8 protein-coding genes and 1 pseudogene are annotated in these 11,254 nt (G+C 73.7%); 2 read left to right on the forward strand and 7 right to left on the reverse strand.

Annotated elements, in window-relative coordinates; all coding sequences use genetic code 11:
• Positions 1–74 precede the first annotated feature (74 nt).
• Positions 75–1,454: pseudogene (locus tag ACZ5Y0_RS35125) on the reverse strand (NAD(P)/FAD-dependent oxidoreductase); the annotation flags it as partial.
• 162 nt (positions 1,455–1,616) lie between these two features.
• Complete coding sequence (locus tag ACZ5Y0_RS35130; protein ID WP_469132705.1) at positions 1,617–2,510, reverse strand: TIGR01777 family oxidoreductase; 894 nt, start codon at positions 2,508–2,510, stop codon at positions 1,617–1,619.
• 71 nt (positions 2,511–2,581) lie between these two features.
• Between ACZ5Y0_RS35130 and ACZ5Y0_RS35135 the strand changes: the two genes are divergently transcribed.
• Positions 2,582–3,112 carry a GNAT family N-acetyltransferase gene (locus tag ACZ5Y0_RS35135; RefSeq protein ID WP_469132706.1) on the forward strand — a complete coding sequence of 177 codons (531 nt, stop codon included), beginning with the start codon at positions 2,582–2,584 and terminating at the stop codon, positions 3,110–3,112.
• On the opposite strand, the gene ACZ5Y0_RS35140 is transcribed toward ACZ5Y0_RS35135, so the two are convergent.
• Positions 3,107–4,291: a MarP family serine protease gene (locus ACZ5Y0_RS35140; protein WP_469132707.1), complete on the reverse strand. Its 1,185-nt coding sequence runs from the start codon at positions 4,289–4,291 to the stop codon at positions 3,107–3,109. The two genes, ACZ5Y0_RS35135 and ACZ5Y0_RS35140, sit on opposite strands and share 6 nt — an antisense overlap.
• 188 nt (positions 4,292–4,479) lie before the next feature.
• On the opposite strand from ACZ5Y0_RS35140, the gene ACZ5Y0_RS35145 reads away from it, so the two are divergent.
• Complete coding sequence (locus ACZ5Y0_RS35145; RefSeq protein WP_469132708.1) at positions 4,480–5,346, forward strand: peptidoglycan recognition protein family protein; 867 nt, start codon at positions 4,480–4,482, stop codon at positions 5,344–5,346.
• A 436-nt stretch (positions 5,347–5,782) separates the two neighbouring features.
• Here ACZ5Y0_RS35145 and ACZ5Y0_RS35150 read toward each other — a convergent pair whose 3' ends face one another.
• From ACZ5Y0_RS35150 to ACZ5Y0_RS35165, 4 genes are all read right to left on the reverse strand, one after another.
• On the reverse strand, positions 5,783–6,301 hold the full coding sequence (locus tag ACZ5Y0_RS35150) for a DUF4240 domain-containing protein (RefSeq protein WP_469132731.1): 519 nt from the start codon (positions 6,299–6,301) through the stop codon (positions 5,783–5,785).
• A gap of 57 nt (positions 6,302–6,358) precedes the next feature.
• Positions 6,359–7,333, reverse strand: a complete 975-nt coding sequence (locus tag ACZ5Y0_RS35155; protein WP_469132709.1) for a helix-turn-helix transcriptional regulator — start codon at positions 7,331–7,333, stop codon at positions 6,359–6,361.
• 189 nt (positions 7,334–7,522) lie between these two features.
• The gene (gene aceE / locus ACZ5Y0_RS35160) at positions 7,523–10,225 is read right to left on the reverse strand and encodes a pyruvate dehydrogenase (acetyl-transferring), homodimeric type (RefSeq protein WP_469132710.1); all 2,703 of its coding nucleotides are present in this window, start codon (positions 10,223–10,225) and stop codon (positions 7,523–7,525) included.
• 324 nt (positions 10,226–10,549) lie between these two features.
• Entirely contained in the window at positions 10,550–11,173 is a 624-nt protein-coding gene (locus tag ACZ5Y0_RS35165; protein ID WP_467513844.1) for a GntR family transcriptional regulator, read from the reverse strand.
• Positions 11,174–11,254 lie beyond the last annotated feature (81 nt).

An 11,254-nucleotide genomic window follows, 5' to 3' on the forward strand; every position in this document is an offset into this window, starting at 1 on the left:
GGGTGTGGGGGTTTGTGGGAGTGCTCTTCCTCTTCCTTCCCTCCCCCCCCCCCCCCCCCCCCCCCCCCCCCCCCCGCCCGCGGCGCCGTCCGGACAGGCTCCGCCATATGCAACGACCCCGCACCCAGGTCGGAGACGATCGCCGCGGACGCCCGCCGCGCCGAGCGCAGCGCGCCGCGGACCGTACTGGTGTCCCGGTGGTCGCCACAGACGTACAGCCCGGCCAGCAGCCGCACCGGCCGGTGCGGGTCGTGCGGGGCCCGCATCGCCGGTACCGCCTCGGCGGTGTGATGCACGGCCAGCGTCTCCCACCGCCCGGTCGAGGTGCCGTACAGCCGCGAGAGGTGCATGCGGACGGCCGTGTCGACGCCCTCCGGTGGCGGCCCGAGCACGGTGGAGGAGATCAGCGCGCGCCCGGCGGGCGCCCGGCTCGGGTCGACCTGGCTGGTCACCGTCGTGTGGGCGACCGGCCCGCCGCGGTCGGCGTCCAGCAGCAGCGAGGCCCCGGTCGTCGGCGGCTCGTCGGTGGTGTGGTGGAGGACCGTGACCGGGTGGAAGCCGGGCACCCGCAGTCCGGGCAGCAGCTCCGCGGCGGTGCGCGCGTCGGTCGCCACCAGCACCGCGCGGCAGCGGAACTCCCCGTGCTCGGCGGTGGTCACGGAGGTCGTGGAGACCGCGGTGGCCCGCACCCCCGTGTGCACGGTCCCCGGCGGCAGCGTCCGCGCGAGCAGCTCGGGCAGGACGTCGGCCCCGCCCTCCGGCAGACACAGCCGCCCGGCCGCGAAGGCGCGCAGCGCCAGGTCCGCGCACCGACTGGACGTGGTCAGGTCCGGGTCGCAGAGCAGCGCGGCGAGCAGCGGCCGCAGAAAGCCGTCGATCGTGCCGGCGGGCAGACCGCGCGCCGCGAGCGCCTCCGCGGCGGGCGCCTCGGGCCGGCGCAGCAGCCGTTCGGCGGGTGTGGCCGCGAGCCGGGTGAGTGCGGCGCCGAGCCGGGCCTGGTCCACGGCCGAGCCCAGCGGCGCCCCGGCCCGCACTCGGGGTGGTGCGGCGGTCGAGCCGGTGCGCGGTCGCGGCAGCCCCCCGCTCCGGGGGGCGCCGGCGAGGGCGCGTACGGCGTGGAGCGCGCCCTTCGCGCCCCCCGCGAGCGTTTGCGCGCCCGCGCGATGGTGGCGTCCGTCGCTGTGCAGCAGGATCCCGGGGGCGAAGGGACGCAGGGTGAGCGCGTCCAGTCCGGGCGTCCGGGCCAGTTCGGGACACGAGGTGGACAGCAGCTGTCCGATGCGGTCGAGCCGGAAGCCGTCGACCTTCTCGGTCGCCATGCGGCCGCCCACGCACGGGGCGGCCTCCAGGACCGTGGTTGTCACTCCTGCGCTGGTCAGCCGATGCGCCGCGGCGAGTCCGGCGATCCCGGCTCCCACGATGACGACGTCCGCCTGGTACGCGGGCTCAAGCACGTGCCCCTCCTCGAGGTTGCGCGGCCGGTGGAGACGTCATGCCCCCGACTGGCGTCCGGGATACCCGAGTTCGGATCGAGGGTAGGGCCCGGACCGGTCGGGAACAGTCGCGCATGGACAGGGCACGGTCGCACGGCGGTCGCATACGGTCCCGACAGCGGGTCAGGCGGCTCGGAGGGCGTCCTCGATCCCGGGGAACGCGAAGGTGAATCCCGACTCCAGCAGCCGCTTCGGCACCACCCGCGCGCTGCCCAGCACATCCCCGGCCATCTCGCCCAGCACCCCCCGCAGCACCGCCGCCGGCACGGGGAACAGCGTCGGCCGGCGCAGCACCCGCCCCATGGCCGCCGTGATCTCACGGTTCGTCAGCGGCTCGGGCGCGGTCAGATTGAACGGCCCCGACAGATCGTCACGGTCCAGGAGATGCCGGATCGCGGCCACCTCGTCGTGCAGCGCGATGTACGACCAGTACTGACGCCCGTCGCCCATCCGCCCCCCGAGGCCCGCCGTGAACAGCGGGAACAGCCGCCCCCAGGCGCCGCCGCCGCGCGCCACGACCAGCCCGGTCCGGGTGAACGCCGTCCGCACCCCGGCCGCCCGCGCCGGTTCCGCCGCCGCCTCCCACTCCACGCACAGCTCCGGCAGGAAGCCCCGGCCGGCCGGGGCGCTCTCGTCGACGACCCGCCGGCCCGTCTCGCCGTAGTAGCCGGTCGCGCTGCCGTTCACGAACACCCGCGGCCGCTCGTCGAGCGAGGCGACCGCCTCCGCGAGAGCGGCCGTCCCGTGCACCCGGCTGTCGTGGATCCGGCGCTTGTACGCGTCCGTCCAGCGCTGGTCGCCGACCCCCGCACCCGCCAGGTTCACCACGGCGTCGCATCCGGCGAGCCCGGCCGCCTCCACCCGCCCCCGCTCGGGATCCCAGCGCACCTCGTCGGCCCCTCGGGGCGCGTGGCGCACCAGGCGGACCACCTGGTGCCCGTCGGCGGTCAGGGACCGCACCAGGGCGCTGCCGATGAGACCGGACGCGCCGGCCACCGCGATTCGCGTACGTTCCATGCGCCCATCCTGCCGCGTGACGGCACAAAATCCCCGCCTGGCCGGCGCGCCCGCGTCGTAGGGTGCCGCGCATGACCCATGCGCTGAAGCAGACCGACGCCCGCATACGCCCCGCCCGGCCCGAGGACGCGGAGACGCTCGCCCTCATCGACCGTCTGACCTGGTCGCACCTGCACGCCGTCATGCCCCGACCGGAGCCGCCGTACGGCTCCTTCTTCGACGAACGGCACCACCCCGAGGAGCACCTGGTCGCCGAGATCGACGAGCGCGTCGTCGGCTACGTCCGCCTCGGCCGCCCCACCGAACTCGCCGTCAACGCGCATGTACGTCAGATCCAGGGCCTCGCCGTCTCCGACGAGGCCCGCGGCCGGGGCGTCGGACGCGCACTGGTCCGGGCGGCCGTCGAGGAGGCCCGGCGGCTCGGCGCCCGCCGTGTCACCCTGCGCGTCCTCGGCCACAACACCCCCGCCCGGCGCCTCTACGAGTCCGAGGGCTTCACGGTGGAGGGCGTCCTGCCGGAGGAGTTCCTCCTCGGCGGCACCTACGTGGACGACGTGTTCATGGGCCGCCCCCTCCCGCGGACCCCACCCGAGGCCCTATGAGCCGACCAGTTCGCCGGTGTCCACGGCCGCCGTCGCCGCCGCCGCGCGCTCGGCGTCCTCGGCGACCTCCGCGGCCGTCAGGACGTACCCCGTCTCGGCGTCGGAGGTGGAACGGGCGAACACGACACCGAAGACCCGGCCGTCGGTGGTCAGCAGCGGACCGCCGGAGTTGCCCGGTCGGACGGTGGAGCGGATCGAGTAGATCTCGCGGGTGACGGTGCCGTCGTTGTAGATGTTCCGCCCGGTCGCGTCGACCCGGTTCGCCACCGTCGCCGCCTGGAGATCCAGACCGCCGGCCTCCGGATAGCCCGCGACGACCGCGGAGTCCCCGCGCGAGGCGTCGTCGTCGAACCGCAGCACCGGCGCCCGCAGTCCGGGAACATGGAGCACGGCCACGTCCTTGGCCGGGTCGAACAGCACCACGCGCGCCTCGTAGGACCGCCCCACGCCACCGATCCGTACGGTGGGGTCGTCGATGCCCGCCACCACGTGCGCGTTGGTCATCACGTGTTCGCGCGCGTACACGAACCCGCTGCCCTCGCGGCCCTGGTCGCCCGAGACGCCCTCGATCTTCACCGTGCTCAGCTTGGCCGCGTTCGTGGCGGCCGGGGTGACGCTGTCGCCGGTGGGCCTGGCGACCTTCGCCGTCGACTCGTTCTCGAACGGGTTGAAGACCTGCGGGAAACCCGCCTCGGTGAGCGCGGACGTGGCGCGCGAGAACCAGGCCGGGGTGGTGTCCGGCATCGTGTTCTGCACCGTCTCCAGCAGCCGGGAGTCCCGGATCGCCGACGTCACCACCGGCGTCGAGGACACGGCCAGCACGCTCGCCGCCACCCAGGCCACGATCAGCACCGCCACCGAGTTGGCCACCGCCCCGCCGACCCCGTCGGCCACCCTGAGCGGCCCCCGGTCCAGCTCCCGGCGCAGCCGCGACGCCAACCGCCCCGCCAGCTCGTGTCCCCCCGCCGCCGGGACCAGCACGGTGAGCACCGCGGTGACCGTCGCCGCCGTCGTCCCCGGCGTCACCAGGCCCATCACCCACGGCAGGATCCACACCCCCACCACCGCGCCGCCCACGAAACCGGCCAGCGAGACACAGCCGGCCACCAGTCCGCGCCGGTAGCCCGAGCCGGCGTACACCACGATCACCAGCACCAGCAGGATGTCGAGCAGGTCCACGGAGCCGCCTTTCTCTCGGACCCCTCAGTACGCGGGGGACGGGCCCGGTGATCAGCCTCGCGCGCGCGGCCCGCCCACGACCGGCCACGCACGCGTGTACCCCGGAAACGCCCTGGACCGGGAGGTTGGTTCCACCGGGTGGCACAGCACACATCGCGGGCGGAACGGAACCGTCCGACAGTGGGCTCATGCGTGCCATCCGACAGGTCCTCCTCCGCGCGCGGAGGGTCGCGGCGAGGTCGTGGGGACGGCGCCCGGCGCGGCTGCCGCGCCCGCTCCTCGTGGCCCTGGCCTGCCTGCCCGGCCTCGCCGCCGTCGCCGCCCTGGTGCTGTGCGCCGGTGCCGTGGAACACGCCGCCAGCGCGTCCCTGGCCTCCCGCCCCGTGCAGCGCGGGGCACAGCCCCCGGCGCACTCCGCCGCCCGGCCGCGCATCGTGCCCCGCTCCGTCTGGGTCGCCGACGCCGTGCGCGCCCAGCCGCCCCCGCGGTACGACGACGAGGTCGTCGCCGTCTTCGTCCACCACACCGACTCGCCCAACGGCTACGACTGCGCCGACGCGCCCCGCATCATCCGCCATCTCTACGCCGGCCAGACCGGTGGCCGCGACTGGGACGACATCGGCTACAACTTCCTCGTCGACCGCTGCGGCACCATCTACGAGGGCCGCGCGGGCGGCATCGACCGGGCCGTCACCGGCGCCCACACGCAGGGCTTCAACCACCGCACGACCGGCATCGCCGCCCTCGGCACGTTCACCTCCGGCGTCCCCGTCCCGCAGGCGATGGTCGACGCGATCGCGGCCCTCGCCGCATGGAAGCTCGGCCCGGCGGACATCGACCCGCGCGGGAAAGTCCGTCTGACCTCCAGCAACAGCGGCAGCCGGTACGCGACGGGCGCCACGGCCGCCCTGCCCGCCCTCGCCGGCCACGAGAAGGCCTACATGACCAGCTGCCCCGGCGCGGCCCTCAGCGCCCGGCTGCCGGAGATCCGGCGGACGGCGGCCCGCCTCCAGGGCCGGACGGTCCAGAGCCGGGCCTCCACAGGAACGCCTTAGGCGCCGTTCAGGGTCCTCCCATCCCCCTACGGTCATGCGCACCACGAGCCGACCGAGGTGGGAGTCATGAACGGCACCACGAGCACCACGAGCGAGCAGCACGAGCACCACGAGCGAGCAGCACGAGCACCACGAGCAGCACCGACAACACCCCGAGCAGCCCGAACCCCGCGAGCGTCCCGGACAGGGGGCGGAGGGCGGCGGCCGGCCGGCGGCGGGCCGCCCGCGGCCCCTGGACGGTGGTGTGCGCCGTCGCCGCCGAGGTCCTCCCCGGCCCCGGCCGCGGCCACCGCGTCAGCCCTGGAGCAGGCCAACAGGGCACCGCTGCACCACCTCGCGCGGGCCGAGCAGCAGGCCTGCATCCCGACGGAGGCGAACCGCCGCCGTACCGCCGTCTGATCCCGGCCCCGCCCCGTTCGCGGCTCCCCGAGGGGAATCAGCCCCTGAAGCGCGCCCACAGCCGCGGATACCGCTCCGCGAGCGCCCGCTCGTTCTCGAAGTCGACCGGGGAGCCCTCGGGTTCCGCCGGAGGGGGCGCGATGCCGAGCTCCGGGGCGACGGTCCCGGTGAGCTGCTCGTAGGCCTCGTCGGCCGCGTAGCCCAACTCCTCGCCGTCGCCGTCGATCTCCTCGTCGAACTCGCCCAGCAGCTCCGCGAGCGCGTCCGGGTCGTGCACGGCACCCTCGTACGCCTCCCGGCCCTGACCGATCAGCCAGCACCGGAAGAAGTCGAAGGCGTCGTCGCTGGCCCCGTCCAGCAACACCCAGGCCGCGCCCCACAGATCCCAGGTGTACGCCCGGTTGTAGCGGGCCTCGAAGTGACGGGCGAAGTCCAGGACCATGTCGGGGTCCAGCTCGAGCAGCCGCCGCACCAGCAGGTCGGCCTGCTCCTCCGGGTCGCCCTCGGCGGCCTCGCGGGTGGCGTCGACCAGCTCCCAGAACTCCGTCTCGTCCATCACGCGTCCCAGCATCGTGCCTGGACGGGTGGGCCGCACCTGGAGTGCGGACGATTGTTATGGCCGGTACAGCGCCGCCAGCCGGGCCGCGTCCTCGGCGAAACGGCGGCGCAGCGGCTCGGGGCCGACCACCTCGACCTCCGGCCCCAGCGCGGTGAGCTGGCCGTGCGCCACCTCCTCGGACTCGACGCGCAGGGTGACCGTGACCCACCCCCGTGCGTCGGGCCGCCCGGTCGCCGCCAGCGCGTCCCGCGCGGAAACCGGGTCGACGGCGTACGGCAGCCGGCGCACCCCCGCCGGCGAGAGCCGGACGACGACCTCGGCGCGCAGGATCGACCGAGCGAACCGCTCCGCCTGTCCCGCCCAGAAGCCGGGCAGATCGAAGTCCTCGGCGCGGCTGAAACGATCCTCGAGCGGTCGCGTGTGCGTGAACCGGTCGATCCGGTACGTCCGGAAGGCTCCCGCGCCGGTCACCCTCGCGCACAGGTACCAGACACCCGCCTTGAGAACGAGCCCGTACGGCTCCAGCTCCCGCAGGGCCTCCGTCCCGCCCCGCCGATACCGGGCCGTGAGCCGTCGGTCGTCCCACACCGCGTCCGCGATCACGGGCAGCAGCGGGGGAGTCTCCGGCTCCTGGAACCAGGCCGGCGCGTCCAGATGGAACCGCTGTGCCGCCGTCCTCGGTGCGTCCCTGAGGGACGGCATCAGGGCCGCCGACACCTTCAGGCGCGCCGCCGACGCCGTGTCCTCCAGGCCCATGTCCCTGAGCGCCCCCGGTACGCCGCTCAGGAACAACGCCTCCGCCTCACCGCGGGCCAGACCGGTGAGGCGGGTGCGGTAGCCGTCGACCAGGCGGTAGCCGCCGGTTCGCCCGCGCTCGGCGTACACCGGGATGCCCGCCTCCGACAGGGACTGGGCGTCCCGGGTGACCGTCCGCTCGGAGATCTCCAGTTCACGCGCCAGCTCGGCGGCGGTCATGCCGGGCCGGGCCTGGAGGAGCAGCACCATCTTGATGAGCCGGGCAGCACGCATACCCGCATGATGCCGGGTGCCACCGACAGGCGGCTCCCGCCCCCCCCGGGCCTCCCGGCCTGGCGGCTGCCGCACCCGGACGCCCGCTGCCGGCCGAACGGCCGCGTCCCCGATCGCCGGACGGGCGGGGACACCGGCACAGGCCGGGACGCCGGGGGCGGCAGCCCCCGGCGCCGTACCGCCCCGGGCCTACAGCCCGTACCGCTCGCGGGCTTCCTTCACCGCCGTCGCCCTGACCTCGCCGCGGCGGGCCAGCTGGGCGAGGGCCGCGACCACGATGGACTCCGCGTCGACGCCGAAGTGGCGGCGCGCGGCGTCACGGGTGTCGGACAGGCCGAAGCCGTCCGCGCCCAGCGACGAGTAGTCCTGCTCGACCCACTGCGCGATCTGGTCCGGGACCTGGCGCATGTAGTCGGAGACCGCGAGGACCGGCCCCTCGGCGCCCTGGAGCGCCTGACGGACGTACGGCAGCCGCTCCTCGCCGCGCAGCAGCGCCGCGTCGGCCTCCAGCGCGTCGCGCCGCAGTTCGGTCCAGGAGGTCGCGGACCAGACGTCGGCGGCCACGCCCCATTCCTCGGCGAGCAGCTTCTGCGCCTTCAGCGTCCAGTGGATCGCGGTACCGGAGCCCAGCAGCTGGATGCGCGGCGCGTCGGCCACCGGGGTCAGGCCGGCCGACTCCGCCGTGTTGAAGCGGTACAGGCCCTTGACGATGCCCTCGTCGATGCCGGGGACGGCCGGCTTCGCCGGCTGCGGCATCGGCTCGTTGTAGACGGTCAGGTAGTAGAAGACGTCCTGGTCCTCGCCCGGGGCCGCCTCGCCGTACATCCGGCGCAGCCCCTCCTTGACGATGGCCGCGACCTCGTAGGCGAACGCCGGGTCGTACGTCAGCGCGGCCGGGTTGGTCGCCGCGATGACCGGCGAGTGGCCGTCGGCGTGCTGGAGGCCCTCGCCCGTCAGCGTGGTCCGCCCGGCCGTGGCGCCGACGAGGAAGCCGCGGCCGAGCTGGTCGCCGAGCTGCCACATCTGGTCGGCCGTGCGCTGCCAGCCGAACATCGAGTAGAAGATGTAGAACGGGATCATCGCTTCGCCGTGCGTGGAGTACGCGGTGGACGCGGCGATGAAGTCGGCCATCGAACCGGCCTCGGTGATCCCCTCGTTGAGGATCTGGCCGTTCTCGGCCTCCTTGTAGTACATCAGCTGGTCGCGGTCGACCGGCTCGTACGTCTGGCCCTTGGGGGAGTAGATCCCGAGCGAGGGGAACAGCGACTCCATGCCGAAGGTGCGCGCCTCGTCGGGGACGATCGGCACCCAGCGCTTGCCGGTCTCCTTGTCGCGGACCAGGTCCTTGACCAGACGGACGAAGGCCATGGTGGTGGCGACGTTCTGCGTGCCGGAGCCCTTGTCGAAGGACGCGAACGCCTTCTCCGCGGGGGCCGGCAGCGGGGCCGACGCGTGGGTACGGCGGGCCGGGGCCGGGCCGCCGAGGGCGGCGCGGCGCTCCTGGAGGTAACGGACCTCGGGCGAGTCGGCGCCGGGGTGGCCGTACGGCACGACCCCGTCGACGAACTGGCTGTCGGAGATCGGCAGGTCCAGCAGGTCGCGCATCGCCTTGAACTCGTCCACCGAGAGCTTCTTCATCTGGTGGTTGGCGTTCTTCGACGCGAAGCCCTCACCGAGGGTGTGGCCCTTGACCGTCTGGGCCAGGATGGCCGTCGGGGCGCCCTTGTGCTCGACGGCCGCCTTGTAGGCCGCGTACACCTTGCGCGCCTCGTGGCCGCCGCGGGAGAGGTGGAAGCACTCGAGGATCTTGTCGTCGCTCAGCAGCTTCGCCATCTCGACGAGCGCCGGGTCGGCGCCGAAGAAGTCCTGGCGGATGTAGGCGGCGTCGCGCGTCTGGTACGTCTGCACCTGGGCGTCGGGCACCTGGCGCAGGCGGCGTACGAGCGCGCCCGTGGTGTCGAGCCGGAACAGCTCGTCCCAGGCCGTGCCCCACAGCGTCTTGATGACGTTCCAGCCGGCGCCGCGGAACTGGGCCTCCAGCTCCTGCACGATCTTGAAGTTCGCGCGGACCGGACCGTCGAGGCGCTGGAGGTTGCAGTTGATGACGAAGGTGAGGTTGTCCAGCTCCTCGCGGGCGGCGAGCGCGAGGGCCGCCGTCGACTCGGGCTCGTCCATCTCCCCGTCGCCGAGGAACGCCCAGACGTGCGAGCTGGAGACGTCCTTGATGTTCCGGTTGGTCAGGTAACGGTTGAACCGCGCCTGGTAGATCGCCGAGAGCGGGCCGAGGCCCATCGACACCGTGGGGAACTCCCACAGCCAGGGCAGCCGCCGCGGGTGCGGGTACGACGGGAGGCCGTTGCCGCCCGCCTCCTGGCGGAAGTTGTCCAGGTGGCTCTCGCTCAGTCGGCCGTCGAGGAAGGCGCGGGCGTAGATGCCGGGGGAGGCGTGGCCCTGGATGTAGAGCTGGTCGCCCGAGCCGTCGGCCTCCTTGCCCTGGAAGAAGTGGTTGAAGCCGGTCTCGTACAGCCAGGCCGCGGAGGCGAAGGTGGCGATGTGGCCGCCGACGCCGTGCTTCGCGCCGCGGGTCACCATGGCCGCCGCGTTCCAGCGGTTCCAGGCGGTGATCCGGGCCTCCATCGCCTCGTCACCCGGCGTCGCGGGCTCGGCGGCGGTGGGGATGGTGTTGACGTAGTCCGTCTCGAGCAGCTTGGGCAGCGCGATGCCGTTGCCCTCGGCGCGCTCCAGGGTGCGCCGCATCAGGTATGCGGCACGGTGCGGCCCGGCCGCCTGGGCGACCGCGTCCAGCGAGGCCTGCCATTCGGCGGTCTCCTCCGGGTCCCGGTCGGGGAGCTGGTCGAGCGCGCTCGGCTGGATGGCGTGGGGGTCGGTCATGTCGCCGCCTTCCTCAGTCGAAGGGGGTTCCCTCATAAGGGTTCGGGGTTGCCCTTTGTCTTTGGCAGGACAGGGCGGTGGGCTCCGACGTGGCGTCGTTGTACGAACACCGCGGCGCGGCCCGTCGGCGACTGTAACCCCCTGATCGATGATCGATCAAAGGGTTGAGGGGCAAAACCTCTTGATCGCGAGAAAGTCGGCACGCGGTGTCTCGGGCGAAGGCACCGGGTGCCGCGACGGGGGAAGGGTTTTCGCAGGTGGGACGACGTATGAGCGAGCCTGCGCTCAGGGGCTCAGGCGCGCTCCGCCCTCGACGGTCACCACTCAGGCCCGCGGCGCGCAGCCGAGCACATGCGCCTTGACGATCTCCGCGATCCGCGGATCCTCCCGCTTGAAGGCCGCCACCAGTTCCTCGTGCTCCTCCGCGTAGGACTGCTGCACCGTGCCCAGCCAGCGGATCGACAGCGCCGTGAACACCTCGATGCCGAGTCCCTCCCAGGTGTGCAGCAGCACGGAGTTGCCGGCCGCGCGGACCAGCTCACGGTGGAAACCCACCGTGTGGCGCACCTGGCCGGTCCCGTCCGACGCCCGGTCGGCCTCGTACAGCGCCGCCACGTGCGGCTCCAGCGCCGAGCAGTCCTCGGCCAGCCGCCGTGCCGCGAGCTCCGCGGCGATCGCCTCCAGACCGGCCCGGACCGGATAGCTCTCCTCCAGGTCGGCCGCGGTCAGGTTCCGTACCCGTACGCCCTTGTTCGGCGCGGACTCGATCAGACGCAGCGACTCCAGCTCGCGCAGCGCCTCCCGGACCGGTGTCTGGCTGACCTCCAGCTCGGTGGCGATGCGTCGCTCCACGATCCGCTCGCCCGGCTTCCAGCGCCCGCTGACGATCCCCTCCACGATGTGCTCGCGGATCTGCTCGCGCAGCGAGTGGACGACGGGCGCGGTCATGAAGGCTCCTTAAGGAGGGGCCGCCCATCGGCCCCGGGGGCGTTTGACGTTTAGACAATAAGGCCGGTCCGCTCCCCGGGT

It is taken from the genome of Streptomyces sp. NPDC033216 (genome assembly GCF_055577115.1).